The organism is Kribbella sp. NPDC005582 (genome assembly GCF_040605415.1).
Lineage (GTDB): Bacteria > Actinomycetota > Actinomycetes > Propionibacteriales > Kribbellaceae > Kribbella.
Genome location: NZ_JBEXCU010000003.1, coordinates 480036 through 506948, shown reverse-complemented (window position 1 = coordinate 506948; position 26913 = coordinate 480036). Strand labels below are relative to the sequence as shown.

The following is a 26913-nucleotide window of genomic DNA, read 5'->3' as shown; positions in this document are numbered from 1 at the left end:
TGTCTACGGAGGCCAGTGTTGGCGGTAACAACCCCGCGGTCAAGAACCCTCGCCAGCGCGGGACTCCGTCCTGAGCTGCAGCGTCTGTACGCCGGGCGCGCGGCCGGTCAGATAGACGCGTACGCCGGCCGGAACCAGCGACCCGTTGAGCATCCGATAACGCTCCCCCGCATCCATGGCGACTCGCGCTGTCCCCGAGCCAGGACCGAACTCGATCCGATCCTCGCCGACCGCATAGACACCGGTCCCTGTCACGAGCTGGTGGTTGCCGGACTCATCGATCGCCTCGGTGCCCGACAACTCCCCACCAGGCCGGAAGCAGAGCTCGATCGCGTACGGCGCCTCCGATCCGTCCAGCTCGAAGGTCAGGTCGAACCCGTCCGCCACCTCGGCCACAGTGATCACGGTCCGCAGTCGCCGGTAGTCGCGCGGCCGCTGACCGAAGTCCATGGCGGAGTAGAACCGGCCGTCGGGCGTCAGCGCGTACTGGCCGTCAGCCGATCTGAGCTCCGGCGGCAACGGCTGGTAGTACGGAACGGCGACCTCGGCCCCGAGCTCGACCACCTCGGGCGACAGCCGACGCAGGTACTCGCTGTGGAAGTGACCGGTGCCGAAGAACTGCGGCGCGAGCCGGACCGAGTCCAGAATCGCGTCCCCCTGGCGCAGCTTGAAGAACGTCGGATTCACCGAGAGACCCGAAGCGATCACCGGTACGGCGTGGAAGTCCGTGCCACCGAAGACGGTCGCCGTACGGCTCCCCCGCCGGATCCGCACCGACGCCTGGGACGGGAACTCGTGGACGAAGTCGGTCGGCGGTTCGGTCGCCGGTGGCAGTTCGGCCGCCAGCTCCGGTCGTTCGAGCACTTCGGCCAAAAAGTCGCCCAGAACAAGGGCATCGCGGCGTTCGATGCCCTGGGCAACAGCAGCGAACCGGCCGTCACCGTCCAGCAGCGCCAGCTCGCGATACTGGAGGAGATACCCCCAGACGGCGCCGATCTGGAACTGGTCCTGCCGACGCGACGCGACCACGTCCACTTCACCGTTCGGCTCCAGGAGATGCAGCGTCGCCTCCAGGTTGCGCCGTACGAACTCGATCAGCTCGGGCCGGTCCAGCAACCACGCGATCGTCAGCAGCGACGGATTGCTCACCGCGGCCGCGTAGATCGCACTCCGCTCGCTGTAGATGCCGTCCGGCGCCGCGTCGATCCCCTCGGCCAGCCACTCGTCGATCCGGTCGACGTACCGCTGGTCCGGAAGGATGTGGTTGACCCGGGCAAGCGCCGCCGACACCTCCCAGCGATGGTTCGGCGTGTGCACACCGCCTTCGGCGAGCGCCGGGCCGGCCTTCTGCAGGATCCTGTGCAGCACCGAACGGATCGATGTCGTCGCCGCCTCACCATCGGCCTCGAGCAATTCCCAGACCTGACACAGATCCTGGATCAGGAACGCCGTGTCCGGCGGCGAGTGCAGGTTGCCGATGTCGTAGGTCCCGTCCTCATGCTGGCGCGCGCCGAGCTCGTCGGAGAGCAGCCGCATGAGCTCCAGAACCGCCGGATCATGCCGGTACGACGTCTCCCCCACATAGCCCGCGACCAGCCGCCGGAGCTCGCGTCCGACCTGTCGCGGATCACCTCCGGATGGCTGCTCGGCCTGCAACAGCTCAGTGATCTGTTGCTCACCGCCCGCAATCAGAACCCCGAGAAATCGTTTGTCCACCGGACGTCCTCCGCTCGAACCCTTATGTCAGGACTTAAATGTATATCGATACACCATTTGCCCTTGACGCGGTAAGCGCTTGCCTCCTAGCGTCCGAGCGTCGCCTACCCGGGCAGCGAGAAACACGAGGAGAAACAACATGACCGGTTCCCTTCAGCGGTGGCGGTGGCTGGCAGCAGGTGTGGTGATCGCGACAGCGCTGACCGCCTGCGGTTCCGGCTCCGGCTCCGGCGACTCGAGCGGGGACGGGGCCAAGAAGATCACCTTCTGGCTCTCGACCGCCGCCCAGATCCAGGGTTACACCGACCTCGCCAAGGAGTTCCAGGCGAAGGAAGGCATCACCGTCGAGGTGGTGAACCAGCCGTACGACGGCTACCAGGACAAGCTGCGCCAGTCCGCCCAGGCCAACTCGCTGCCCGACGTCGCCAGCGTCCCCTCGCTCGACACCCTGTGGATCAACCAGCTCCAGGACCTGAGCGCGACCGCGAACAACGGGACCAACCAGATCCGCAAGGACCTGGTCACCGAGCAGGACGGCAAGGTGCTGGCGATCCCGTCCGACCTGACCGCGGCCGGCCTGTTCGTCAACAAGACCCTCTTCGCCAAGGCAGGCGTCGCCGTACCGACCGATCCGAGCAAGACCTGGACCTGGGACGAGTTCCTGGCCGCCGCGACCAAGGTGCGGACCGCGACCGGGGCGAAGTACGACCTGGTCTACGACAACTCGGCCGCCCGGATCCGGGCCTTCATCTACAACAACGGCGGCAAGGGCTTCCAGCTCGGCGCCGACAACAAGTACCAGATGCCGGACGCCGCGACCGTGGCCGCGCTCTCCAAGTTCAAGGCGATGAACGACGACAAGGTGATGCCGAAGTCGGTCTGGACCTCGGGCGGCGACCCGAACGCGCTGTTCAAGAGCGGCCAGGTGGTCGCGTACTTCTCCGGCGTCTGGCAGGTGCCCGACTTCGCCGACGGCATCACGAACTTCGAGTGGGCCGGCGCGCCGACCCCCGGCCCGGTGCACGCCACCGACATCAACCTCGGCGGCAAGGTCGTTGCCTTCAACAACAAGGACACCGCCGCCGCGGCCAAGAAGTGGGTCGACTTCCTGTTCCAGCGCGACAACTACACCAAGCTGGCACAGGCCAACGGCTACCTGCCGGTCGAGTCCGGTCTGACCCTGAAGTACCCGTTCAAGTCGAAGGCCGCCCTGGACGCGTTCACGCTCTACACCAAGGAGATCGAGCTCGCGGACCCGATCTCGTCGTCGGGCCAGGCCAATGGCACCAAGCTGCTGCTCGCAGGCAAGGAAGCCGGCGAAGACCCGACGAAGGGTGAGCTGGCGAAGTTCGTCAACGGTCAGCAGGACGTCCAGAAGACGGTCGAGAACATCGTCAACGGCCTCAACGCCTCGCTGGGCTGACGCCGGTGCGACGACTCCTGCCACAGCGCCGGCTGAACCACTACACCGCGGCACCGCTGGCGCTCATCTCGATCAACCTGTTGCTGCTGGTCACATTCTTCGTGTGGCCGGCGGTGACCGGCCTGCTGTACTCGTTCACGAGCTACACCGGGATCGGCACCGCGCCGTACGTCGGCCTGGACAACTACCAGCGGTTGCTGCAGGACGACGCGTTCTACTCGGCGCTGGTCCGGACGCTGGTGTTCACGGCGGGCGTCGTACCGCTGACGCTCGTGCTCTCGCTGAGCACGGCGGTGCTGCTCGTCACGAACTACACCAAGGGCAAGGCCGTCGCGCGGATCATCTTCTTCCTGCCCTGGCTGATCTCGCCGATCATCGCGGGCGTCATCTGGCGCTGGATGTTCGGCGAGAACTTCGGCCTCGTCAACTACCTGATCACCTCGCTCGGCGGCAGCGAGGTGCCCTGGCAGTCGAACGCGAACCTGTCGATGCTGGTCGTCATCGTGGCGGCCGCCTGGGGCGGTACGGCGTTCAACATGCTGCTGTTCGTGGCTGCGCTGAAGAACGTGCCGACGGCGTACTACGAGGCGGCGTCGCTCGACGGCGCCGGCGGGTGGGCGAAGTTCCGGCACATCACGCTGCCGGCGATCGCGCCGACGACGTTCATCGTGGTGCTGCTCAGCGTGCTCGGCTCGATGAAGGAGTACGCGCTGGTCCAGGCCATCAACGGCGGTGGCCCGGGCACGGCGAACAACTTGCTCGTCCAGTACATCTACACCAAGGGTTTCCAGCGGGCGCAGATCGGCTACGCGAGTGCGGCGTCGTTCGTACTGATGCTGATCCTGATGGTGATCGCGCTCGTCCAGCTGGCCCTGAACCGGCGGAAGGAATCCTGACATGGCCGCCACCTCCACGACGGGCGAACTCCCGAAGAAGATCTGGGCGACCGCGCTCATGTGGCTCCTGGTCGCCGTCTACGGCGTCCCGGTGCTCTGGTTCCTGCTCAGCTCGTTCAAGCCCGCGGGTGAGCTGTTCTCGTATCCGCTGACGTTGTTCCCCAAGCATCCGACGATCAAGGGGTTCACTCAGGCCTGGACGAGCTTCGACGTCGCCAAGTACTTCGTCAACACGATGATCGTGGCCGTCTCGGCGACCGCGCTGACGATCGTGGCCAGCGCCGCCTGCGGGTACGCGCTGGCGAAGTACAAGAACTGGTGGATCAAGGTCTTCGCCGTCTGCATCCTGGCGACCACGATGCTGCCCGGCGAGGTCATCCTCGCGCCGCTGTTCCTGGTGGTGCGCAACCTCGGCCTCTACAACAGCCTCGCGGCCGTCGTCGTCCCGTCGGTGATCACGGCGACCGGGACGTTCATGTTCCGGCAGTTCTTCCTGACGGTGCCGAACGACCTGCTCGAGGCGGCCCGGATCGACGGAGCGGGCGAACTGCAGACGCTGTGGCGGATCATGCTGCCGCTGTCGAAGCCGATCATGCTGACCCTGGCGATCTTCTCGTTCCAGTGGCGGTGGAACGACTACATCTGGCCGCTGGTCGTGCTGAACGAGCCGAGCAAATACACGCTGCAGATCGGCGTCGCGACCATCGTCGGCGCGGAGAACGTGAACTGGTCGGTCCTGCTGGGCGCATCGGTGCTCTCGATGATCCCGCTGGTCGCGCTCTACCTGGTGTTCCAGAAGTACGTGATGAGCGCCGACATCGGGGCCGGGCTGAAAGACTGAGCAAGGCAAGGGAATGTGGACGGATCGGGCCGGGTTGGCGCAAGTATGACTGTTGAGATCGGTGTCATCCTGCCGACGTCCACTCCCGATCCGAGCCGGCCGATCCTCGGCGATGTCCGGGCCAGCGCCCGGTACGCCGAGGAGCTCGGGCTGGACTCCGTCTGGTCCACCGACCACCTGATCGCCAGCGGCCCGATGCTCGACAGCACCGTGGTGCTGGCGACCGCGGCGGCGGTGACCGAGCGGATCACGATCGGCTTCAACGTGATGCTGCTGGCGCTGCGGTCGGCGGCCTGGGCGGCCAAGCAGGTGAACACGCTCCAGCTGCTCTCCGGCAATCGCGTCGTCCTCGGTGTCGGGACGGGCAACCCGGCCCACGGCGACATCGGGTGGCGTGCCGCCGGCATCGACTACACGGAGCGCGGCCGGCTGACCGACGAGGCGCTCGCCGTACTGCCCGATCTGATCGCCGGCCGGCCGGCGAAACTTGCCGACGGCGCCGAAGCGACGCTGGCGCCCGGCTCGGCCGTCCCGCCGATCTTCGTCGCCGGTGGCGGACCCCGGGGCCACAAGCGTGCCGCGCGGTACGGCGATGGCTGGGCCACGATCGCGCAGTCGCCGGAGGAGATCCGGGCGAACCTTGCCGCGATCAACGAACTCGCCGCCGAGCTCGGCCGGCCGGCACTCCGCGCCACTGTGGTTGCTCCGGCGCTGGACGACGATCCGGCCCGCGCAGCCGACCAGGTCGCGGCGTACGACGAGGCCGGCGTCGAGCGCGTCATCCTGCTGCCGACCGGCGACTGGCACGCGGACTACGACCGGGCCGCCGAGCTTCACCGCCGCGTGCGGAACTGATTCATCAGTCGCGACCGCAGTGACTCGGCCGGCTTGACCGGTTGCGTCCGCGGCCGCACCGGCACCCGGCGCTCGGGAACCTCGACCTGCAACCCACTCGCCGCCGGATCGAGGTCAATGTGCCGCTCGATCGGTTGGGTCTCGACGGGCTCCGCCGTCTCCGGAACAGGTGCCGTCTCCGGAGCAGGCGCTGTCTCCTGGGCAGGCGCCGGCTTCGCGAACCCCGCCGGCTTCACAGGGGCGGGGTCGACCAGCCGGGCACGCGTGACCGGAGCCGGTTCGGCGACCGGCTCCGCGTGCACGGTCTCCTCGATCGTGCGGTACTCCTCTTCGACGGCCGGGTCGATGGCCTGTGTCTCGACCCGGCGCCGCTTGTTCGTGATGCTGTACGACAGCCAGATCCCGCAGGCCCCGGCGAGCATGATGATCACCCCGACCACGGAGAGGTCGACCGCGCTACTGCGATCGCGCACCCCGAAGGCGAGGATCGCACCCACCGTGATCAAGAAGATTCCGACACCGATACTCATGAGGCCTCCCGTGACGTTCTCCGACGCCACTCCGGTACCCCACTGCTACACATAGTGAGAATCTGTCAGGCAGCCGCCGCCATCGGAGCCAGGCGTTCGCGCAGCTCGGTCAGCGTGCGGCGCAGCAGCCGCGACACCTGCATCTGGCTGACGCCGACCTCGGCGCCGATATCGGCCTGCGTCCAGCCTTCGACGAACCGCAGTTCGAGGATCCGGCGCTCGCGCGACCCGAGGTCGTCCAGGATCGGCTGCAGCATGTCCACCGCTTCCAGCCGGCTGACCGCGACATCGTCCTCGTCCGGCACCACCTCGGCCAGACTCAGCCCGTCGTCGTCGGCCGGCCGGTCCAGGGACAGCACGTTGAAACAGCCCCTGGCCGCCATCGCCTGCTCGATCTCGGCCTCGTCCACGTCGAGATAGGAGGCCAGCTCCTCGGTCGACGGCTCCCGGCCGAGCTCCTGCTCGAGTTCCGGCAGTTTCGCCGACACCAGACCCTGCAGTTCCTGCAACCGACGCGGGATCCGCACCGTCCACGCCGAGTCCCGGAAGTAGCGCCGGACCTCACCGCGGATGGTCGGTACGGCGTACCCGATGAAGGGCGTGTCTGCATCGAGGCGGTAGTTCGTCGCCGCCTTCATCAGGCCGACGCAGGCGACCTGCTCCAGATCTTCCAGTTCCACGCCCCGGCCACGGAACCGCTGCGCGATTCCCCGGGCGATCTCCAGATTCAGCTCCACGATCCGCTCCAGCAGCATCTGCTGCTCCACCGGATCCGTTGCCCGGGCCCGAAGCTCGAACAACTCGACCGTGGCCGCCTCCCGAGCGGCCCGGTCGGACACCGACGAACACTGCGTCGGTACTTGCTGCTGACAACCACTCATCACAGAAACAGTCATTTTGACCTCGCGACATTCACGTCACGGCGCGGCGCACGTCTGGACCGCGGTCAAAGAATGGGACTCAGTTACCCAGCTTTCCCGATCTCATGCACAACCGGCGCCGAACGCACCGGCCGGACCTTCTGGTCGGTCGCCGCCGGGCGCTTGGGCGCCGGACAGACCGGACCTCGTCGGATCGGGCCACCGCCCAACCGGCGGCTCTTCCACTGCTTCTCGTCGTAGTCGTAATAGGTGTCGACCCCACCGACAGTCATCTCGACTCCAGCCAAACCGTGTTACCGCTTCGACTGCTGACTTTTCAACAGGTTGGTTGCCAGATTACACCTCAACCGATTGCCTTGAGGAGAGTCTCGGAGAACGCCCCGATGTCATCGGGGTTACGGCTCGTGATCAAGTTCTCGTCGACCACCACTTCCTGATCGACCCACGTCCCGCCCGCGTTCCGCAGGTCAGTCTGCAGACTCGGCCAGGACGTCAGCGTGCGACCCCGTACGACGTCGGCCTCGATCAGGGTCCACGGAGCGTGACAGATCGCGGCGACCGGTTTGCCGGAGGCGACGAAGTCCTTCACGAACGCCACCGCCTTCTCGTCCGTCCGCAGGGCGTCCGGATTCGCCACCCCACCCGGCAGGACGAGTGCGTCGAAGTCCTCGACCGCGACGTCGGCAACCGCTTGGTCGACCGGCAACTTCTCGGCAGCCGTCAGGTGGTCGAAGGTCTGGACCTCGCCGTCGGCCGGACTCACCAGTACCGGCTCGTGCCCAGCGTCCTTGACCGCCTTCCAGGGCTCTGTCAGCTCCACTCGCTCAATACCCTCGGCGGCTACCAGGAATGCGACCTTGCTCATCGATCCTCCTCGTTCGGGTCCCGTTCTTCGGCCGGTGCCCGTGTCGGTACCGTCCATGCACCCGGGCTCAGCCTGCGCGGAGGCTGCGCGCAGGTGCCTTCCACGACGTCAGCAGGTATTCGGCGAAGAGGCGGTCGAGGGCCAGTGAGCAGGCCGCGCCGAACAGAACGTCGCCGACGGCAGCCGGATGGTCGCTGACATAGCTGCCGCAGAGGTCGTGCGCCGCGATCTGCTCGTGGACGGCGTCCGCCTCGACATGTTCGGTGAAGTAGCGAGCCTCCGCGTCGGTCGCACCGAGGCGGGCTGCGCCGGCGGCGTACTGGCGGTTGGGCAGGGTCGAGGTCATCTCGAGAGCGGCCAGATGCCCGAGCAGCGCGGGAGTCCACCGCTGGTGCATCGCGAACAGCGACATCACGTTCGACAGCGCGAGCGTCACCCCGGACGCACTCGCCACATAGTGACCATAGGAATCGTTGAGACCGAGCCAGCGCATTGTGGTGCGGAACAGTTCGGAGTGCATGCGTTCGGGCCGGCCGCCGCCGTACTCGTCGCTCTGGATCTCGACCAGGGCAGCCTTGGCGGCGCCCTCCAAGCGCGGGATGCCGAAGCTGTGCGGATCGGCCTCCTTCAGCTGGTAGACCGACCGGTTCGCGACGAACTCCCGGAACTGGTCAAGGGTCGCGTGCCGCCGCAGGTACGCCGACAACTTGGGACCGTCGTCGGCCTCGACCAGCGCACGCAATTGCTCAGCGATCGGGCGGTCGGACGGCATGGTCCGGCAGTTCGTCTCCAGCCACTCGATCCAGGGCTGCTCCAGCCGCGTGCGGAAGGCGATCACGTCGGTGTCCCACTGGCCGTCGACCGCGGCGTCCTCGAAACCCCGGTAGTGCAGCTCGTACGCGATCCACAGCGCGAGCTGGAGGTCTTCGTCCGCCCACACCGGTTGCTGGGTGCGGACCTCGACCTCATCGGTACGGCGGCCCGCGAGCCGGCTGATCAGCCAGCCACTGAGCGGTCCCCGTGCGGGTGGCAACTGCATGTGCGTCTCCTCGTTGTCAGGCTCCGCCCCGGTACCCGGAGGAGAAACCGGCCGACGAGTGGGTACCGCACACCTATGACGACGAACGCCGACGACCCGGCCACCTCGATCCGCGCCTATCCCGACGGCCCGATTCTGGTCCGCGGTGACTTCGAACTGCTCGACGAACAGGGTCAGGCGATCACGACGAATCGCCGGACGATCGCGCTCTGTCGCTGTGGCCGCTCCGCGCTGGCGCCACTGTGTGACGGCACCCACTCCGTCCTGCAGTCCGGGCGTGGGGCATGACGAGCGCCCAGAAGGCCGGTTCCGTCTGGCTGGCCACTGCCGACCTACCGCAGTACGACGAGCTCCGCGCCGACCTGCGCGCCGAGGTCGTGGTGGTCGGTGGTGGGTTGATCGGGTTGACGACCGCACTGGAGTTGCAGCTGGAAGGAGCCGACGTCGTCCTGCTCGAAGCCGACCGGATCGGTGGCCGAACGAGCGGAAACACCACCGGCAAGGTCACCTCGCAGCACGGCGCGATCTACGCCGACCTGGCCGACCGGCACGGGCTCGAGACGGCTCGCCAGTACGCGACCGCGAACCAAGCCGGCGTGGAACGTGTCGCCGAGCTGGTCGACCGGTTCGGTATCGACTGCGAACTCACCCGTACGCCGGCCTTCGTCTACGCCACCGGTGATACGGACCTCCGCCGCGAGGCCGAGGTCGCGGCAGAAGTCGGACTTCCGGCGCACTACGCCGATCCGGCCGAGCTGGGTCTGCCGGTCAAGGCGACCGGCGTGGTCCGCTTCGACAACCAACTGCAGCTCCATCCGACGCGCTATCTCGCCGGGCTCGCGGCAGCGTTCACCGCGGCCGGCGGCCGGATCTTCGAGCGCACCCGGGTGACCGATCTCGATTCGGCCGACACCGGCGTCGAGGCCAAGACCCAGGCCGGTCCGGTCGTCCGGGCCGAGCACGGGATCGCAGCGACGCTCCTGCCGTTCGGAATCACCGGCGGGTACTTCGCCCGAACGCGCCCGCAGCAGTCACACGGCATCGCCGTACGGCTGCCGGTACCGGCGCCGGTCGGGATGGCGATCTCGGTCGACGGTCCGACGCGGTCGACGCGGCCCTGGCCAGGCGGCGGCCCGAACGGGCTCATCGTCGTCGGCAGCGACCACGAGGTCGGCGATCAAACCGACACCGACGCGGCGTACCGCAGTCTGATCGACTGGGTCGGCGCACTGTGGGACGACCGCTTCGAACCGGAGTACCGATGGTCGGCCCACGACTACAGCACGCCGGACCAGCTCCCGTACATCGGGAAGGCACCCGGTACGCCGGTCTTCGTTGCCACCGGCATGCACAAATGGGGCCTGAGCAACGGAACCGTTGCCGCCGGCATCCTGCGCGACCTGGTCCTGGGCCGCGACAACTCCTGGGCGACCCTGTACGACGCGGGCCGGATCGGCGACGCGCACGCGGTCGCGAGTCTGGTCAAGGACAACCTGAAGGTGGGCAAGGAGTTCGCCGCCGGTCACCTGCGCCGGCTGCTCGGCGGTGGACTGGACCATGTCGAGGTCGGCGAAGGCGGGCTGTTCGAGATCGACGGGACCACCGTCGGCGCCTACTGCGACCACGACGGCAAGCTGCACACCGTCGTACCGGTCTGTACGCATCTCGGCTGTCCGCTGCGCTGGAACCAAGGCGACGCCACGTGGGACTGCAACTGCCACGGCTCGCGTTTCGATCCCGACGGCGCGGTCCTCGACGGTCCGGCCACGAAGCCACTGACCGTCCCCGACAAGTGAATTGGAGCAGTCGTGAGTGATGCTGTCGTCGTCGGCGCCGGTCCGAACGGGCTGGTCGCGGCGAACCTTCTGGTCGATGCCGGCTGGGACGTCGTACTGCTGGAAGCCAACGACGAGGTCGGCGGTGCGGTCCGAAGTTCGACCGACCTGGACCCGGCGTTCGTACACGACACCTTCAGCTCGTTCTACCCGCTGGCCGCGGTCTCGCCGACGATCAAGGGGCTGAACCTCGACGAGTACGGGCTCGAGTGGTCGAACGCTCCGTCGCCGGTCGGCAATCCGTTGTCCTCCGGCGGGTGGGCGATCGTGCATCCCGACCCGGCCGACACCGCGGCCGCACTGGACGCGCTGCACCCGGGTGACGGCCAGGCCTGGCTCGACCTGTACGCCGATTGGGAGCGCGTCGGACCGGCCGTGATCGACGCGCTGCTCAGTCCGTTTCCGCCGGTTCGGGCGGGGATCGGCGTACTGAAGGAGTTGCTGGGGCCGCGCGGGCTGAAGCGACTCGAGCTGCTCCTCGGGCCGGTCCGCTGGGTCGGCAACCGCCGGTTCGCGGGCGAGGCCGCAAAGATGCTGCTGGCAACCAATTCGCAGCACGCCGATATCGGGCCGTCCACGCCCGGTTCGGGGCTGATGGGCTGGCTGCTGGTGATGATCGCGCAGCAGTACGGCTATCCGGTACCGCGTGGCGGGGCCGGCCGGTTGGCGCAGGCACTGGTCGACCGCTTCACCGATCGGGGTGGCCGGGTCGTCTGCCAGGCCCGGGTCGATCGGATCGTCGTTCGCAACGGCCGCGCCGTCGCCGTACGGACTGCCGACGGCACCGAGTACGGCGCTCGCCGCGCAGTGCTCGCGGATGTCTCGGCGCCGGCGCTGTACCAGCACCTGCTCCAGCCGGAAGATCTGCCGGGACACGTGCTGCAGCGGTTGAAGCTGTTCCGCTGGGATCCCGGCACGGTCAAGGTCGACTGGGCGCTGGACTCGCCGATTCCCTGGCACGACAAACCCGACCTGGCGCCGGGCACGGCTCATCTGGCGGACTCGGTGCCGGATCTCAAGCGCTGGGCCGCGCAGATCTCCGCCGGATACATCCCGGATCGGCCGTTCCTGCTGATGGGTCAGATGACGACCGCCGATCCCTCCCGCTCCCCCGCCGGGACCGAATCGGCCTGGGCCTACACCCACGTCCCGCAGCACACCCGCGGTGACGCCGGCGGCGGCCTGTCCGGGCGGTGGGACGACGCCGAGGCCGAGGCGATGGCCGACCGGATGCAGGCTCGCGTCGAGCAGCACGCGCCCGGCTTCACCGAGCGGATCATCGCGCGCCGCGTGCTCGGCCCGCGCGAACTCGAACGCCGCGATGCCAACCTGGTCGGCGGCGCGGTCAACGGCGGTACGTCGCGTCTGCGCCAGGAGCTGTTCCTCCGCCCGATGCCGGGCCTGGGGCGAGCCGAAACGGCGGTCAAGGCGCTCTACCTCGCGTCCGCGTCCGCGCACCCCGGCGGTGGCGTGCACGGCGCCTGCGGGTCCAACGCGGCCCGCGCCGCGCTCTTCCACGCGGGCGGCACGAGGTTTGGGCCGGGTACTGGTGCCGCATGAGTGAGACCGAACGTCTGATCAACGCCTCCGCCGCCGATGTGTTCGCGGTCCTGGCCGACGGGTGGAGCTACGCCGCCTGGGTGGTCGGAGCATCGCGGATCCGGGACGTCGAGCCCGACTGGCCACTGCCCGGCAGCAGCATCCATCACTCGGTGGGAGCCTGGCCGCTGCTGATCAACGACACGACCACGGTGATCAGGTACGAACCGTTGCGGCTGCTCGAATTGAAGGTGCGCGCCTGGCCGACGGGTGAGGGAACTGTCGAGCTGGAGGCGTCCGAGGCGGACGGTGTCTGTCACGTCGTGATGCGGGAGCGGATGACGAAGGGCCCGGCGACGCTGCTGCCGCCGCAGGTCGCTGATCCGCTGTTGCACGTGCGCAACGCCGAGACCCTGCAGCGTCTCGCCCTGCTGGCCGAAGGCCGCGCGAAGAACAAGGGGGCCTGAGTTGCCGGCCAGACTCGTCGCCACCGTCCTCGGTACGCCGGATCCGCCGGCGCTGGCAGCCTTCTACCGCGACCTCCTGGGCTGGAAGATCACAGAGAGCGACCCGACCTGGGCCCGCCTGCGCCACCCCGACGACGATCGTCCCAGTCTGAGCTTCCAGCTTGAGACCGATCACGAGCGGCCGGTCTGGCCGCAGCGGCCCGGCTCGCAGCAGATGCAGGCTCACCTCGACGTGCAGGTCGACGACCTCGAGGCCGACACCGCCCGGGCTGTCGGCCTCGGTGCGACCGTCGAGGAGCATCAGCCGCAACCGGACGGCGTACGGGTGATTCGGGACCCGCACGGCCACGTCATCTGCCTGTTCCTGCCCGGATTCTGACCTGTCCGGCAGTAGGGGAAGATTGCCGCATGAATCACGACAGCCGGCTGACGGCTTCCGGGTTCACCAGCCCAGAGGAGCCCGCCATGCCAGACCCCCAGTTCGCCGCGGGCGCCGCGGCTGAACGGTTCGCCCAGCTCGCTGTCGAGCTGCACAGCACCGGCGGTGTCGACGAGACCGTTCAAGCGGTCGTCGATTTCGCACTGCAGGCGCTCGACTGCTCACACGCCGGAGTGGCACTGTCCGTGAGCGGCCGCAAACTGGAGATCCCGGCCGTCACCGACCCGGTGGTGGCCGAGATCTACGAACTGCAGATGAACGGCGGCAAGGGGCCGCTCGCGGACTCGATGCGGGACCGGTCGACGATCATCGTCAGCGATGTCGCGACCGACGGCCGCTGGCCGGAGTGGGCGGAGAAGGTACTCGGCCTCGGTGTCCGCAGCGTCGTCGACGTACCGCTGGCGACCGCGACCGGGACGGTCGGCGTCCTCGGGCTCTACAGCGTGCGCCCGGACGCCTTCGGGCCCGACGACGTGGCGATCGCCCACATCCTGGCCCGGCACGCCTCGGTCGCCGTCGCCACCGCCCGCAGCGAGCAGACGCTGGCGCAGGCCGTCGACGCGCGCAAGCTGGTCGGCCAGGCGATGGGGATCCTGATGGAGCGCTACGACCTCGACGGCGACCGCGCCTTCGAGGTCCTGCGCCGCTACTCCCAGGACACCAACCGCAAACTGCGCGACGTCGCCCAGGATCTGATCGACACCCGCAAACTGCCGCACTGACGTCGTCAGCCGACGATCAGGGCCTGCGGTGCGGCCTGCTTCATCCGGGTCTGCAGCCAGGTGAGCTGGCGGGCGGTGTCCGCCTCGCGCTCCGCGGCGAGCTCGACCAGCTCCTGGTCGCGCAGTCCCTGGCCCGCCTGTTCGACGACCGTCCAGGTGATGTCGACGAACGACGCGAGCGCGTAGAGATCCTGCAGGTCGCGGAGCAGGCCGACCCCGCCCGAGCGGGTACCGCCGAACTCCGCCGCCGCGAGGCGATCCGGTTCGGGGTCGCCCTGTTCGCCGTACCGGTCGATGATCGGGCGGAGCGTCCGCACGTGGTCGCGGGCGTGCCCGGCCAGGATCTTGCAGGTGTGCTCGACGTCCGGCTCGTCGGCGTGCGCCGCACCGACCTGGTCGAAGGCGTCCGCGAGCACCTGCGAACTCTGCTCGAGGAGCCCGAGATACTGCGCGAGAAACATCTCAGTCCACCTTCCGGATCCGTACGGCGGCCAGCTTGAACATCGGCTGTTTCGACACCGGGTCCCAGCTGGTGGCCGTGAGCTCGTTGGCGGCCGTCGGTGGTCCGTCCGGGTTGTCCCAGTAGCCGAAGTGGAACGGCAGGAAGACCACGCCCGCTCGCGGAGCGCCGACCCGGACGTCCGCCTCGACGGCTCCCCGCGCGGACTCGACCCGGACCCGGTCACCGGGCTCAATTCCCAGCTGCTTGGCATCTGGGGTGGACAGCTCGACCCACATTGCCGGTTCGGCGGCTTGGAGCCGGCGCGAACGGCCCGTCTTGGTCCGGGTGTGGAAGTGGTACGGCGACCGCCCGGTCGTCGCGAGCAGCGGGTACTCCGCTGAAACCCACTCGGGCGGCTGCGAGTACTCGGCCGACCGGAGGAAGGCACGGCCGCCTGGTTGTTTCGCCTTGTACTTGTCGGGTGACGTGCTGCCGCCGGTCAACAGGTCGTGCCCGAAGTCCTCGCACTCGTCCGGATCGGTCGGGAACCGCGCATCGCCGTACAGGCGGGTGGTGCCTGCGGGCGTGTCGGAGGTGCACGGCCACGGGATACCGCTCCCGCCGCGAAGCAGGTCGTAGGTCAGACCGGAATAGTCACACAGCCGCCCGCGGCTGCACTCCTTCCAAGCCTCGAAGGCCTCCTCCGGCGTCGCCCAGCTGATCAGTGGACGGCCGTCGCGATCACGGAAATCCATCCGGCGCGCGTAGTCGAGGAAGATCTCCAGGTCGCTGCGCGCCACACCGGGCGGAGCGACCGCCTGCTCGGACAGGTGCACCGTCCGGCTCGCGTTCGTGAACGTGCCCTGCTTCTCACCCCACAACGCAGCCGGCAGCACGACACCGGCGTACTGCGCGGTCTCGGTCAGGAAACCGTCCTGCACCACAACGAACAACTCGTCGCGGCTGAGGATCTCGCGGATCCGGGGCAGCTCCGGCAGCGAGACAGCGGGGTTGGTCGCGGAAATCCAGAGGAAGTCGATCGACCCTTGTTCGGCGTACCGCCACAGCTGCATCGCATGCGTCGGCGGGGCCCAGTGCGGGATCACCAGCCGGTCGACGTTCCACAGTTCGGCCAGCTGGTCGATGTGCGCGGGGTTGGCCCAGTTGCGGAAGCCGGGCAGATCGCCGTCGGCGCCGCACTCCCGGGTGTTCTGGGCGGTGGGCTGGCCGTTCATCTGCAGCAATCCGCAGCCGGGCCGCCCGAGCATGCCGCGCAGCAGGTGCAGGTTGTTCACCTGGCAGGAGGCCGCGGTCGCGTGCTGCGACTGGTAGAAGCCTTGCAGAACGGTCGACAGCACTCGCTCCGAGGTGCCGAAGATCTCCGCTGCGCGGCGAATGTCCGCGGCCGGGACCTGGCAGATCTCCGCAGCACGCTCGGCCGGGTACGACGCCACGGTCGTCACCAGCTCGTCGTACCCGAGGGTGTGAGCGTCGACGTAGTCCTGCGCTATCCAGCCGCCCTCGACGAGCTCGTGGACCAGCGCGTTCATCAAGGCCAGGTTCGTGCCGGGCAAGGGCGCGAGGTGCACTCCCCCAGTTCGCTCGGCCACCTGGGCGACCGGGGTCTCCCGAGGATCGATTGCGACCAGGATCGGTGCGTCGGGGCCGGCCACGCGGTCGAGCACCCGCGACCACAGGACCGTCTGGGTCGCGGCCATGTTGTGCCCGAAGAGGAAGATCGCGTCACAGCTCTCGATGTCGTCGTAGCTTCCCGGCTGCCCGTCCGATCCGAACGACTCCTTGAGCGCGGCCGCCGCGGTCGCCGTACAGAGGCGGGTGTTGCCGTCCATGTGCGGGGTGCCCAGGCCGGCCTTGCCGATCACCGCGAGCGTGTAGTACTCCTCCAGGAACAGCTGACCGCTGGTGTAGAAGCCGTGCTGCAGCGGATGACGCCGCCGGGACTCCGCGACGATCCGCTCCATCGCCGTGTCCCAGTCGGTCTCCACCAGTACGCCGTCCCGGCGGATCAACGGCGCGGTGAGACGATCCTGATCGCTCCACTGCCACGACGCGTACATGCCCTTCGGGCCGAGCCGGCCGCGGTTGATGCGGTCGTCCGCGCGACCGCGGACGCCGACCATCCGGCCGTCCTTGACCGCGATGTCGCACGCGCATCCGTTGCTGCACAGCACACACGCCGACTGCACCCAGGTGTCCACCTCGCCGGGATCGACCGCGAGTTCCTGATCCACCCGCACCGGCCAGGCCGTATCCCGGGCATGCGGGGTCCGTTCGCCCCAGATATCCGCCACCCGATCGACTGACACGACGCGTCGCCTCCCCTACGGCTTCAGCAGCACCTTGATGGCGCCGTCCGTCTTCTCCTGGAACATCTGGTACGCCGCCGGTCCCTCGGACAGCGGCAGGTGATGGGTCGCGAAACCGTCGACGCCCAAGGGGTCCTCGTCGGTGAGCAGCGGCACGATCTGGTCGCTCCAGCGCCGGACGTTGGCCTGGCCCATCCGCAGCTGGATCTGCTTGTCGAAGATCGTCAGCATCGGCAGCGGATCCGCCATCCCGCCGTACACGCCGACCAGCGAGATGGTGCCGCCGCGGCGTACCGCATCGACCGCGAGCAGCAGGGCCGCCAGCCGGTCGACGCCGGCCTTCTGCATGAACGCGCCCTGAATCTTGTCCGGGAGCAGACCGGCTGCCTGCTGCGCGACCTTCGCGCCCGGCGAGCCATGCGCTTCCATGCCCACGGCGTCGATCACGGCGTCCGGGCCGCGACCGTCGGTCAGTTCCCGGATCACGTCCGCGACGTCGTCGCCGTACTCGAGGGTCTCGACGCCGCGGACACGGCTCCGCTCGAGCCGCTCGGCGACCAGGTCGACCCCGATCACGCGATGGCCACGGTGCAAGGCGATCCGGCAGGCCATGTCACCGATCGGGCCCAACCCCAGTACGACGACCGTGCCGCCCTTGGGGATCGCGGCGTACTCGACTGCCTGCCACGCCGTCGGCAGTACGTCGGACAGGTAGACGAACCGGTCGTCGGACGGACCGTGCGGCACCTTGATCGGGCCGTAGTGTGCCTGCGGCACCCGAAGATACTGCGCCTGACCACCCGGCACCTGGCCGTACAACTTCGTGTAGCCGAACAGCGCGGCGCCCATCCCCTGCTCGCGAACCTGCGTCGTCTCGCACTGCGTCTGCAGCCCGTCGCCGCACATGTAGCACGAGCCGCAGGCGATCTGGAACGGTACGACGACGCGGTCGCCGACCTGCAGGTCCGGAACGTCCGGCCCGACCTCCTCCACGATGCCCATCGCCTCGTGCCCGAGCACGTCACCCGCGTCCAGGAACGGACCCATCACCTCGTACAGGTGCAGGTCCGACCCGCAGATGCCGGTCGAGGTCACCTTGATCACCGCGTCGGTCGGCTGCTCGATTCGCGGATCCGGCACCTCGCCGTACTCGATCTTCCGTTTGCCCTGCCACGTCAATGCCTTCATGAGCATGCGGTACCCAGAAATCCGCCGCGCAACGGGTGATTCCCGGTGGGTACCGGGGCGCCGTCATCCCATCGAACGAAGGAGACTGTGATGTCCGCAGACGTCGTGGACCTGATCATGCAGGACCACCGTGAGGTCGAGCGCCTGTTCGACGAACTCAAGGACAGCCCGGAGAAGCGCCCCAACCTGCTACCGGTGCTGACGACGCTGCTGACCGCCCACAGCCGCGCCGAGGAGGCCGAGGTCTACCCGGTCGCCGCCGAAGAGGCCGGCGAGAAGGAAGAGGTGTCGCACAGCCAGCAGGAGCACATCGAGGCCGACCAGCTGCTGGCCAAGCTCGCCGCGACCGACCCCACCTCGCCGGACTTCGACACCGCCCTGCAGAACCTGATCGACGCGGTCTCGCACCACGTCGAGGAGGAAGAGACCAAGGTCCTGCCGGGCATGCGCTCGAACCTGTCCGACGAACGCCGGGCACAGCTGGGCGAGGCCTTCGCCGCCAGCCGCAAGGAGCACCTCGGCGAGCAGCCGGGCGACATGACCCGTGAGCAGCTGGCGCAGCAGGCCACGAACGCGGACATCTCCGGTACGTCGGGCCTGTCCAAGGACCAGCTGAAGAAGAAGGTCGAAGCAGCGGGCGAGAGCTGAGACCGGTGCCGGGCGGACGCACCCGCGTCCGCCCGGCGGTGCCCAGCGCGAACGCTCTACCGCTCCGGTTCCGCTCTGCCGATCGTGTCCTCGATGATGCCGTCCGCAACGTCCCGGAGCTTGACGTTCCCGGCCTGCGAGACCCGGACCAGGAACGCGAACGCCCGGTCCGAATCCAGGTGGTAACGCTCCATCACGATCCCGATCGCCTGACCGATCCGCTGCCGGGTCAGCAACGCCTGGTTCAGGTTGTCGTCGTGCTGCGCCCAGCCCAGCGCGATCGCGACCAGCCGCGCGAACATCGCCGCCAGATGCCGGGTCTCGGGATCGAAACCATCGCAACGGTTCGCGTACAGATTCAGCGCACCGCGGGCGTCCGGCTCGGCGTTGAACTGGAAGGCCAGCTGGGACCGCACCCCGAACGCCGCCACCGCTCGCGGCCCGTACTCCGGCCAGCGCGGATCGGTGGCCAGGTCGTCGACCTGGACGACCGGCACGCCCTTCGCGGCCGAGTAGCACGGGCCCTCCCGCAGCTTGTACTGCAGCTCATCGGCCTCGGTCGCGCGCCGGTCGGTCGGCGCGAGCGTCCTGATCTCGCCGTGCTTGGCGGTGATCGAAATGCTGGCGGAGTCGATCCCCGGAATCGCCTCGACCGCACCGTGCGTGATCCGGACCAGCGTCGCATCCAGATCCATCGGCTGCGCCAACGACGCGGCGACCTCGTCGATCGCCGCCACCAGCGTCCGTGAATCCATGATTCACTCTCTCGATTGTGAGGCGTTTATTCTACGGCTGACCGGGCACCGGCTCGCGATGCACGGGCAAGAGGCTCGGGAGTTCGCGCGGATCGCTGCCGCCCTGACCGATCAGGTCGAGGTGAAGGACATCGTGTCCACGCTAGCGGCCTTGGCCGCCCTCTGCGTGCGGTCGGAGCACCTCGGGCTGATCCTGCGGACCGGCGCCGATCGCCCGGTCGAGGCCGGGAGTACCGATCTCGCCGTCGCCGAGGCCGACCACCTGCAGGTCGTTCTCGGCGAGGGACCGTCGTGGCCCTGCCTCACCGGCACGCTGCCGTTCCTGGTGGGCGATCTCGAGTCCGCCGCGCGCTGGCCGAACTGGCATTCCCACGTCGCGGTTCTCGGCTTCCGCCGGTACGCCGCCGCCCGGCTCTCCGCGGCCGGCGCGACCCTCGGCGTACTGACGATCTACTCCGAGGCGCGGTCTGGTCTGGTCTCGAGCTGGGAGTCGTCGGTGCAGCTGCTGGCGACGCACGCCTCGCGAGCGATCACGCTCGCCAGCCTGGGAGGCTCCGGGTGGTGATGAGCCGCTGTGCGACGTCGCGCAGCTTGGTGTTGGAGTCCTGGGAATAGCGCTTGAGGATGGCGAAGCCCCGATCGGCATCCACGTCATAGCGCTCCATGAGAATTCCCATGGCCTGCCCCACCAGCTTGCGGGCGTCGACGGCCGCCGTCATGCCCTGTTCCCTGCGGGCAGTCGCGACCGCCACCGAAGTGTGCCTGGCCAGGATCGCCGCCACAGCTTCGTCATCAAGGCCGAACGCGTCGGGCTGCACGTGGTACAGGCAGAGCACGCCCACGGTGCCGGTCGCCGTCGTCAGTGGCATGTCGAGGACGCTGCGGACCCCGAGCGACAGCACCTTCGCCGACCACTCCGGCCAGCGCCCGGCCGTCGCGGTGTCGCGAATCAGGAGCGCGCGATGCTCACCCATCGCCTCGATCAGCGGCCCGATCCGCCGTTCCGTCTGCCACTCGTAGATCTCCGCGACCAGCGGGTCGGTCGAGGCCGGGACCTCGGGCTTGCCGTGGACGCACAGCGCGACTCCCGCGTGCGAGCAACTCAGCGCCGACAGGGCGAACTCGACGACGGCCTGCACCGTCTCCGTCACACCACCCGACTCGTGCAGCTCCACCGCGAGACGCGCGAACAGTTCGGCCTGCCCGCCGTCCACCGGCTGAGCCGCCGCAGAGAATTCGAGGTCGCCAACAGCCATCCGCCGCTCCAGGCCACGACGCGTCGCAGTCACGTCTGCTGGGTTCAACAGGCCTGTCCAGCCTCCCACAGCCGAACACCACACACCAGCCCCGCCTGACAACGTCGGGCCGACCCGGGGCTCTTGCCGCCTGGCCCTGCGTCGGCGAATCTGGGTTTAGACCTGGAGACCGGTGGGCAGCTTGGTGGCGCGGCGCAGTTGAAGTGCGGCGAGAACGGCGCGCTGGGTCTTCCCTGACCGCGCCACCCTCCGATCAGGCGCCCGGCCGGTCGATGTCGCCGCGCCAGCCGCCGGTCTCCGCGCCGCGGGCCTCGATGAACTCCTTGAACTTCGCCAGGTCGCCCTTGATCCGGCCGGTGATCATCCCGGCCTTGTCGGCCACGTGCTCGGCGATCCCCTCCGGATCGAGGTCCAGCTGCGCCGTCACCCGGGTCGTGGTGTCGTCCAGGCGGTGGAAGGTGATCACGCCGGCGTGCCGCGGCTCGGTGTCGGACTTCCAGGCGACCCGCTCGTCCGGGTGCTGCTCGGTGATCGTCGCGTCGAACTCCCGCTTGACCCCGGCGATGCTCGTCACCCAGTGCGTGTGCGTGTCGTCGAGCTGCCGGACCTCGTCGACCCCGGTCATGAACTGCGGGAACGACTCGAACTGCGTCCATTGGTTGTAGACGGCGCGGATCGGCGCCTCGACGTCCACGGACTCGGTGGTGTTGCCCATGATGCTGAGCTCCTTTCGGGGTGGCTTCTTCCAGCCCCCGGTTCCCCACCAGCTCCGTTCGAAAAGGAATCCGGCTGCTCAGAAACCCTGGTCCGGCGCGCCTGGCGTGGTTTCGTCCGCCTTCATCTCGGCCTCGCGCTGATGCTTGCGACCGGCAACCAACTTGTCGACGACCCGGCGATGCCGCTCGACGAACGGTTCGTAGTACGTCGACTCGTAGTCCTCGACGATCTGGAACGTCCAACGACGGTCGTTGAGGTTGCGGCCGACCATCTCGCGCTCGAGTTCGTCGGCCACCGACTCGTGGCCGGCCTCGCGCAGCATCTTGGCAGCGCGGATCACCTCGTTGTCGCTCTTGCCGGTCAGCTGGTGGAACTCGTACAGCGCGCCCCGGGCCCGGATCGCGGTCTCCATGGCCAGGGTGAAGGCTCCGACGGCCTCCACGGTCGCATGGTCAACACCGTCGGGACGCTGGTGCTCAGCAGGCAACTCATCACTCATGTCCGGGCAAGTACCCGGCGACGAAACCGTCAGCGGTTCAGCGTCCACACCGCCGCGTTGAGCGCGGTCGCGAAGGTCGTCCACAGCCAGTACGGCGCCAGCAGCCAGGCCGCCGTCGTGCTGACCTTGCGGAAGGTCGCGACCGTCCATCCGATCGCGAGCCACAGCAGCACGATCTCGATCAACGCCGGCCCACGGAGACCGGCCCCGAAGAACAGCGGCGTCCAGATGGCGTTGAGCACCAACTGAACGCCGTACGGAATCAGGCGGGACGTCCAGCCGGTACTGCGCCAGACCAGCCACCCGCTGATTGCGATCATCACGTAGAGCGCGGTCCAGACCGGCCCGAACAACCAGCTGGGCGGCGCCCACCCCGGCTGCTCCAGAGCGGCGTACTCGCCCGAGGTGTCAGTGACAGCCAGTACGCCGATCAGCGCCGCCGCGGCCACCGCCAGGCCGAACGCGGCCAGCGCGACGATCGATGCCGGCATCCTCGGGCCCTGCGGCAGCACGCCTTCGCTTCGATTCATGGCTCCTCCGTACCCTGGGTACTGACCGCGCATGCGGCAACGAGCTCTGGTGACCGGCGTGACCGGCTATATCGGCGGAAGGCTGGTGCCGGAGCTCCTGCGGGCCGGATTCGCCGTCCGCGCGATGGCCCGCAATCCTGAACGGCTCCGCGACCGCCCCTGGTACGGCGACGTCGAGATCGCCGAGGCCGACGCGGGTGATGCCGAGCAGCTGCGGGCCGCCATGGCCAATGTCGATGTCGCCTACTACCTCGTCCACTCGCTGGGCACCGGCCGTCGCTTCGAGGCTCGGGACCGGCACAACGCGTTGACGTTCGCGACCGCCGCCCGGGAGGCCGGCGTACGACGGATCGTCTATCTCGGCGGCCTCTATCCGGAGGGCGAGGAGCTGTCGCCGCACCTGGACTCGCGGCGCGAAGTCGGCGAAATCCTGCTGGCGTCCGGCGTACCGGTCACGGTGTTGCGGGCGGCCGTCATCCTCGGGTCAGGGTCCGCGTCGTTCGAGATGCTGCGGCACCTCACCGATCGGCTGCCGGTGATGGTGACGCCGCGCTGGCTGAGCACGAGGATCCAGCCGATCGCCGTCCGCGACGTGCTGCACTATCTGGTCGGCAGCGCGGCGATGCCGCCGGCCGTGAGCCGGGGTTTCGATATCGGCGGCCCCGACGTCCTCACCTATCGCGAGATGATGCAGCGGTACGCGAAGGTCGCCGGGCTCAAGCACCGGCGCATCATCACGCTCCCGCTGCTCACCGTTTCGCTGTCGAGTCACTGGGTCGGGCTCGTCACGCCGGTGCCGAGCAGTATCGCGCGCCCGCTGGTCGACAGTCTGATCCACGAGGTCGTCTGCAAGGAGCACGACATCGCGAAGTACGTCGCCGATCCCGAGCCCGGCCTGATCGGCTTCGACCGCGCGGTCGAGCTCGCGCTGAAGAAGGTCCAGGAGCTCGATGTCTCCACCACCTGGGCGTCGGCCGCGACCCCCGGCGCACCGAGCGACCCGCTGCCGAGCGATCCGCGCTGGTCCGGTGGTTCGCTGTACGTCGATGAGCGGGCGAGCGTCGTACGGGCTACTCCCGAGCGGCTCTGGACCGTGATCGAAGGCATCGGCGGCGGCAACGGCTGGTACTCGTGGCGGCTGGGCTGGTGGGCCCGTGGGCTGCTCGACCGCCTGTTCGGCGGTCCCGGCCTGCGCCGCGGTCGCCGCAATCCGCACGACCTGTCGGTCGGCGATCCGCTCGACTGGTGGCGCGTCGAGGAGGTCGAAGAGCTCCGGTTGCTCCGGCTCCGTGCCGAGATGCGGCTCCCGGGGCTGGCCTGGCTAGAGCTCGTCATCGATCAGGACGACGCCGGTCTCACGGTCTTCCGGCAACGCGCCCTCTTCCACCCTCAAGGCCTGCCGGGCCACCTGTACTGGTGGGCGATCAAACCGTTCCACGGCATCGTGTTCGGCGGCATGCAACGCAACATCGCCGAAGCAGCCGCCGGAGACTAAGGCTGGGGAGTGCCGGTCGGGGTCGGCGTGTCCGACTTCGTCGGCTTCGGCGTCGGAGTGGGTGTTGGGGTCGGCGTCGGCGTGGGCGTCGGGGTGTCCGACTTCGTCGGCGTCGGGGTGGGAGTGGGGGTCGGAGTCGGCGTCGGCGTGGGGGTCGGCGTAGGCGTCGGCGTCGGGGTGGCCGACGGCGTGGTCGACTGAGTCTGCGTCGGTCGACTGGTCGCGCCGGACTGCGTCTGGCCGGTCGGGTACGGCGTGTTCGACGTGGTAACGCTCGTGCTCGGCCGCGGGCCGATGTCGACGGTCGGCGGCAGGTCGTCGCCGCGGTTCTGCAGCAGGATCGCGGTCGTGATGGCGCCGACGATGACGAGCACGCTCGCGGCGGCGATCAGCCACGTCGTCCGCGATCGCGGTGCCGTCGACGCCGGAACCACCGGCGGGACCGGCTCAACCGGCGTGGGTGCCAGCGGCTCGGTGGGCGCCACGACCGGCACGGTCGGCGACCAGTTGCCTGCGGCGAGCTCGGCGGCTGTCGGACGCTGCGCCGGATCCTTGGCGAGCATCTGCAGCAGCATGCCCTCCAACGGACCGGCCAGCTCAGGGCGCAGTTGGCTGGGCGGAACCGGCTCGGTGTCCACGTGCTGGTACAGCACAGCGGTCGGATGGTCACCCATGAACGGCGGCCGGCCGGTGACGAGCTCGTACAGGACGCAACCCAGCGCGTAGACGTCTGCTTCCGGCCCGGAGGCCAGGCCCTGCGCGCGCTCCGGGGCCAGGTAGTACGGACTGCCGAGGATCTGACCGGTCATGGTCAGCTCGCTGGTCTCACCGCCGGGCAGCTGCGCAATGCCGAAGTCGGCGACCTTGACCGTCCCGTCGGTCGCGACCATCAGGTTGCTCGGCTTGATGTCGCGGTGGATCACGTTCTCGGCGTGCGCGGCGGTGAGCCCGGCCGCGGCCTGCTCGACGATCGTGACCGCCCGCTCCCACGGCAGCGGGCCGCTCGCGGCCAGCTCGGCAGCCACCGATCGGCCCTCGACCAGCTCCATCACCAGGTAGAACGATTCCTCGTACTGCCCGAAGTCGTAGACCGCCACGATGTGCGGGTCGCTCAGCCGGGCTGCTGCGCGCGCCTCCCGCCGGAAGCGCTCGGCCGCCGACGGGTCCGTGCTCGACCGGAGCATCGTCTTCACCGCGACCACACGGCCCAATGCCTCGTCGGTGGCGCGATGCACCTCCCCCATGCCGCCGCGTCCGAGTGACGCGCCCAGCCGGTACCGCCCTGCGATCAACATCCGTTCCTCGTACCCACCCATCGACACAGCAACCCGTTCATCCGAGCGCCAACCCACGAGGCTACTAGAAGCGACCAACTCGCCACGAACTCAGTCGCGCGCGCGAAAGGCCTCGATCGTGAGGGCAGCGAACCGGCGCGACGCCTGGCGGCGGCTCTGCGGTGATCTGCCGGGGATGCCGCGGTGTGCCGACAGCATCAGGACCAAGTCGTCCAGCGTGAAGTCCGCGCGCAGCTGACCACTCCGCTGCGCGCGCCGCGCGAGCTCGGCGACAGCGCCCAGTGTCGCTTCCCGATGCGTCCGCAGATCGGCCATCTCGGGGAAGGTCGCGAGAAACGCCTCGGTAAACCCCCGGTTGCGCGAGTTCTGCTCACAGATCCGTTCGATCACCTGACAGAACCCGACCCACGGATCCGGCTCGGCCAGGCCGTCCTCGACGACCAGGTGACAGGTCCGCACCTGCTCGGCGAACGCCACCGCCGCCAGCTCCTGCTTGGTCGGGAAGTGCCGGTAGAGCGTCGCCGGACCGACACCGGCCCGCCGGGCGATCTCGCGCATCGTCACCGTCAGGCCCTCGGTCGCGAACAGCTCGTACGCCGCTGTGACGATCCGCTCGCGATTGTCCGCGGCGTCGGCGCGCAGCGAGTGAGAGAGTTCGACGCTCATTTCTCTCACTCTACCTAACCGGACGCAGGCGTCCGTTAACGTCCGAAAGGTCGGTCGAAACAGACGAAGGAGAGACCCCGGTGAAGGCAGTAGCAGTCCAGACATTCGGCGCCCCGGACGGGATGGCAGTCGTCGAGGTGCCGGCTCCGGCCCCCGGCCCGGGCCAGGTGAGCATCGCGGTCGAGGCGATCGGCGTGGGCGGTGTCGACGCCGTGATCCGCCGCGGAACACTCGGCGGCCTCGGCTTCAGCAGCGGGATCATCCTGGGCTCGGAGGTCGCCGGGACGGTGACGGAGGTGGGTCCCGACGTCGATCGCTCGTGGATCGGTGAGCGGGTCTGGGCCTTCACCGGCACTGGCGGCGGGTACGTCGAACAGGCCGTCGCCGCGGTCGAACACCTCGAACGGATCCCCGCGGAACTGACGAACGAGGCGGCCGTGGCGCTCGGCAGTTCCGGCTCCGTCGCGCATTTCGCCTTACAGCACGCGCACTTCGCGCCCGGTGAGTCCGTGCTCGTCCGGGGTGCCGCCGGCAGCATCGGTCTGCTGGCCGTCCAGCTCGCCGCCGAAGCTTCGGCGGTTGCCGTGACGACCTCGTCGCCCGACCGCGGCCGGCGCCTCCGCGACCTCGGCGCGACCCACGTGCTCGATCGCTCCGGCGAGGGCGACGGACCCGCGACGTACGACGTCATCCTCGATGTGGTGGCGGGACCGGAGCTCCCGGCGTTCCTGCCGAAGCTGTCGCCGAACGGCCGGCTGGTCCTGCTCGGCGTCGTGGCCGGGCCACCGCCGGACGACTTCACCGAGCACTTGGTCCGGCACTTCCGAAGGTCGCTGTCGGTGGCAACCTTCAGCCTCGACACGATTCCGGTGTCCGCCCGGCGACCGGTACGCCGCGATCAGTTCGCCGCCGCGGCGCGCGGTGAGCTGGACCCGGTGGTGCATGACGTCATGCCCTTGGATCGGGCCGCCGACGCGCACCAGCGGATGGACGCGGGCGAGGTCTTCGGCCGGATCGTGCTCACACCCTGAATCTCCGTGGATACCG

Annotated in this window: 30 protein-coding genes; 14 read left to right on the top strand and 16 right to left on the bottom strand. The window is 68.8% G+C overall.

What is annotated here, in order from left to right; all coding sequences use genetic code 11:
- Positions 1-39: 39 nt before the first annotated feature.
- Entirely contained in the window at positions 40-1716 is a 1677-nt protein-coding gene (locus ABZS29_RS20200; RefSeq protein ID WP_355463787.1) for a hypothetical protein, read from the bottom strand.
- A gap of 139 nt (positions 1717-1855) precedes the next feature.
- Here ABZS29_RS20200 and ABZS29_RS20195 point away from each other — a divergent pair, with 139 nt between their 5' ends.
- Genes ABZS29_RS20195 through ABZS29_RS20180 form a run of 4 tightly spaced genes read left to right on the top strand, consistent with a single transcriptional unit; the run spans position 1856 to position 5731 of the window.
- On the top strand, positions 1856-3139 hold the full coding sequence (locus tag ABZS29_RS20195) for an extracellular solute-binding protein (protein ID WP_355463786.1): 1284 nt from the start codon (positions 1856-1858) through the stop codon (positions 3137-3139).
- Between the two features lie 5 nt (positions 3140-3144).
- Positions 3145-4035, top strand: a complete 891-nt coding sequence (locus tag ABZS29_RS20190) for a sugar ABC transporter permease (protein WP_355463785.1) — start codon at positions 3145-3147, stop codon at positions 4033-4035.
- Between the two features lies 1 nt (position 4036).
- Positions 4037-4876 (top strand): carbohydrate ABC transporter permease, encoded by an 840-nt coding sequence (locus tag ABZS29_RS20185; protein ID WP_355463784.1) that lies wholly within the window; start codon positions 4037-4039, stop codon positions 4874-4876.
- A 45-nt stretch (positions 4877-4921) separates the two neighbouring features.
- Positions 4922-5731, top strand: coding sequence for an LLM class flavin-dependent oxidoreductase (locus ABZS29_RS20180; protein ID WP_355463783.1), 810 nt, complete (start codon positions 4922-4924; stop codon positions 5729-5731).
- Here the strand turns inward: ABZS29_RS20180 and ABZS29_RS20175 are convergent.
- The 5 genes from ABZS29_RS20175 to ABZS29_RS20155 form a co-directional block, all read right to left on the bottom strand.
- On the bottom strand, positions 5710-6261 hold the full coding sequence (locus ABZS29_RS20175; RefSeq protein WP_355463782.1) for a DUF6458 family protein: 552 nt from the start codon (positions 6259-6261) through the stop codon (positions 5710-5712). The two genes, ABZS29_RS20180 and ABZS29_RS20175, sit on opposite strands and share 22 nt — an antisense overlap.
- A 65-nt stretch (positions 6262-6326) precedes the next feature.
- Entirely contained in the window at positions 6327-7100 is a 774-nt protein-coding gene (locus ABZS29_RS20170) for a SigB/SigF/SigG family RNA polymerase sigma factor (protein WP_355463781.1), read from the bottom strand.
- 125 nt (positions 7101-7225) lie between these two features.
- Entirely contained in the window at positions 7226-7414 is a 189-nt protein-coding gene (locus ABZS29_RS20165; protein ID WP_355463780.1) for a hypothetical protein, read from the bottom strand.
- Between the two features lie 71 nt (positions 7415-7485).
- Positions 7486-8007, bottom strand: a complete 522-nt coding sequence (locus tag ABZS29_RS20160; RefSeq protein WP_355463779.1) for a type 1 glutamine amidotransferase domain-containing protein — start codon at positions 8005-8007, stop codon at positions 7486-7488.
- A 67-nt stretch (positions 8008-8074) separates the two neighbouring features.
- Positions 8075-9046, bottom strand: a complete 972-nt coding sequence (locus ABZS29_RS20155) for an iron-containing redox enzyme family protein (protein WP_355463778.1) — start codon at positions 9044-9046, stop codon at positions 8075-8077.
- Between the two features lie 75 nt (positions 9047-9121).
- Between ABZS29_RS20155 and ABZS29_RS20150 the strand changes: the two genes are divergently transcribed.
- The 6 genes from ABZS29_RS20150 to ABZS29_RS20125 all read left to right on the top strand — a co-directional run bounded on the left by ABZS29_RS20150 (position 9122) and on the right by ABZS29_RS20125 (position 14048).
- Complete coding sequence (locus tag ABZS29_RS20150; protein WP_355463777.1) at positions 9122-9334, top strand: CDGSH iron-sulfur domain-containing protein; 213 nt, start codon at positions 9122-9124, stop codon at positions 9332-9334.
- Positions 9331-10842, top strand: coding sequence for an FAD-dependent oxidoreductase (locus ABZS29_RS20145; RefSeq protein WP_355463776.1), 1512 nt, complete (start codon positions 9331-9333; stop codon positions 10840-10842). Before ABZS29_RS20150 ends, ABZS29_RS20145 begins: the two co-directional genes overlap by 4 nt.
- A gap of 12 nt (positions 10843-10854) precedes the next feature.
- Positions 10855-12441, top strand: a complete 1587-nt coding sequence (locus ABZS29_RS20140) for an NAD(P)/FAD-dependent oxidoreductase (RefSeq protein WP_355463775.1) — start codon at positions 10855-10857, stop codon at positions 12439-12441.
- Positions 12438-12887: an SRPBCC family protein gene (locus tag ABZS29_RS20135; RefSeq protein ID WP_355463774.1), complete on the top strand. Its 450-nt coding sequence runs from the start codon at positions 12438-12440 to the stop codon at positions 12885-12887. Before ABZS29_RS20140 ends, ABZS29_RS20135 begins: the two co-directional genes overlap by 4 nt.
- 1 nt (position 12888) lies before the next feature.
- Positions 12889-13266 carry a VOC family protein gene (locus ABZS29_RS20130; RefSeq protein WP_355463773.1) on the top strand — a complete coding sequence of 126 codons (378 nt, stop codon included), beginning with the start codon at positions 12889-12891 and terminating at the stop codon, positions 13264-13266.
- Positions 13267-13352: 86 nt separating this feature from the next.
- Positions 13353-14048 (top strand): GAF and ANTAR domain-containing protein, encoded by a 696-nt coding sequence (locus ABZS29_RS20125; RefSeq protein WP_355463772.1) that lies wholly within the window; start codon positions 13353-13355, stop codon positions 14046-14048.
- Between the two features lie 5 nt (positions 14049-14053).
- Here ABZS29_RS20125 and ABZS29_RS20120 read toward each other — a convergent pair whose 3' ends face one another.
- Genes ABZS29_RS20120 through ABZS29_RS20110 form a run of 3 tightly spaced genes read right to left on the bottom strand, consistent with a single transcriptional unit; the run spans position 14054 to position 18005 of the window.
- The gene (locus tag ABZS29_RS20120) at positions 14054-14509 is read right to left on the bottom strand and encodes a hypothetical protein (RefSeq protein ID WP_355463771.1); all 456 of its coding nucleotides are present in this window, start codon (positions 14507-14509) and stop codon (positions 14054-14056) included.
- Between the two features lies 1 nt (position 14510).
- Entirely contained in the window at positions 14511-16817 is a 2307-nt protein-coding gene (locus ABZS29_RS20115) for a molybdopterin oxidoreductase family protein (protein ID WP_355463770.1), read from the bottom strand.
- A 15-nt stretch (positions 16818-16832) separates the two neighbouring features.
- Positions 16833-18005 (bottom strand): alcohol dehydrogenase catalytic domain-containing protein, encoded by a 1173-nt coding sequence (locus ABZS29_RS20110; protein WP_355463769.1) that lies wholly within the window; start codon positions 18003-18005, stop codon positions 16833-16835.
- A 90-nt stretch (positions 18006-18095) separates the two neighbouring features.
- Here ABZS29_RS20110 and ABZS29_RS20105 point away from each other — a divergent pair, with 90 nt between their 5' ends.
- Positions 18096-18653, top strand: a complete 558-nt coding sequence (locus ABZS29_RS20105) for a hemerythrin domain-containing protein (RefSeq protein WP_355463768.1) — start codon at positions 18096-18098, stop codon at positions 18651-18653.
- A 56-nt stretch (positions 18654-18709) separates the two neighbouring features.
- Here ABZS29_RS20105 and ABZS29_RS20100 read toward each other — a convergent pair whose 3' ends face one another.
- Complete coding sequence (locus ABZS29_RS20100) at positions 18710-19408, bottom strand: GAF and ANTAR domain-containing protein (RefSeq protein WP_355463767.1); 699 nt, start codon at positions 19406-19408, stop codon at positions 18710-18712.
- Between the two features lie 58 nt (positions 19409-19466).
- Between ABZS29_RS20100 and ABZS29_RS20095 the strand changes: the two genes are divergently transcribed.
- Entirely contained in the window at positions 19467-19973 is a 507-nt protein-coding gene (locus ABZS29_RS20095; RefSeq protein ID WP_355463766.1) for a hypothetical protein, read from the top strand.
- Here ABZS29_RS20095 and ABZS29_RS20090 read toward each other — a convergent pair.
- The 4 genes from ABZS29_RS20090 to ABZS29_RS20075 form a co-directional block, all read right to left on the bottom strand.
- Complete coding sequence (locus tag ABZS29_RS20090) at positions 19939-20664, bottom strand: GAF and ANTAR domain-containing protein (RefSeq protein WP_355464409.1); 726 nt, start codon at positions 20662-20664, stop codon at positions 19939-19941. The genes ABZS29_RS20095 and ABZS29_RS20090 overlap by 35 nt on opposite strands.
- 253 nt (positions 20665-20917) lie before the next feature.
- Positions 20918-21379, bottom strand: a complete 462-nt coding sequence (locus ABZS29_RS20085; RefSeq protein WP_355463765.1) for an SRPBCC family protein — start codon at positions 21377-21379, stop codon at positions 20918-20920.
- A 78-nt stretch (positions 21380-21457) separates the two neighbouring features.
- Positions 21458-21880 carry a hypothetical protein gene (locus ABZS29_RS20080; protein WP_355463764.1) on the bottom strand — a complete coding sequence of 141 codons (423 nt, stop codon included), beginning with the start codon at positions 21878-21880 and terminating at the stop codon, positions 21458-21460.
- Positions 21881-21909: 29 nt separating this feature from the next.
- Positions 21910-22410, bottom strand: coding sequence for a TspO/MBR family protein (locus tag ABZS29_RS20075; protein ID WP_355463763.1), 501 nt, complete (start codon positions 22408-22410; stop codon positions 21910-21912).
- A gap of 31 nt (positions 22411-22441) precedes the next feature.
- Here ABZS29_RS20075 and ABZS29_RS20070 point away from each other — a divergent pair, with 31 nt between their 5' ends.
- Positions 22442-23905: an SDR family oxidoreductase gene (locus ABZS29_RS20070; protein ID WP_355463762.1), complete on the top strand. Its 1464-nt coding sequence runs from the start codon at positions 22442-22444 to the stop codon at positions 23903-23905.
- On the opposite strand, the gene ABZS29_RS20065 is transcribed toward ABZS29_RS20070, so the two are convergent.
- Together ABZS29_RS20065 and ABZS29_RS20060 are read right to left on the bottom strand one after the other, a co-directional pair.
- Entirely contained in the window at positions 23902-25200 is a 1299-nt protein-coding gene (locus ABZS29_RS20065) for a serine/threonine-protein kinase (protein WP_355463761.1), read from the bottom strand. The genes ABZS29_RS20070 and ABZS29_RS20065 overlap by 4 nt on opposite strands.
- 90 nt (positions 25201-25290) lie before the next feature.
- A complete protein-coding gene (locus ABZS29_RS20060; RefSeq protein WP_355463760.1) occupies positions 25291-25866 on the bottom strand; it encodes a helix-turn-helix domain-containing protein in 576 nt (191 codons plus the stop codon).
- An 80-nt stretch (positions 25867-25946) separates the two neighbouring features.
- Here ABZS29_RS20060 and ABZS29_RS20055 point away from each other — a divergent pair, with 80 nt between their 5' ends.
- Positions 25947-26897, top strand: a complete 951-nt coding sequence (locus ABZS29_RS20055; RefSeq protein ID WP_355463759.1) for a zinc-binding dehydrogenase — start codon at positions 25947-25949, stop codon at positions 26895-26897.
- Positions 26898-26913 lie beyond the last annotated feature (16 nt).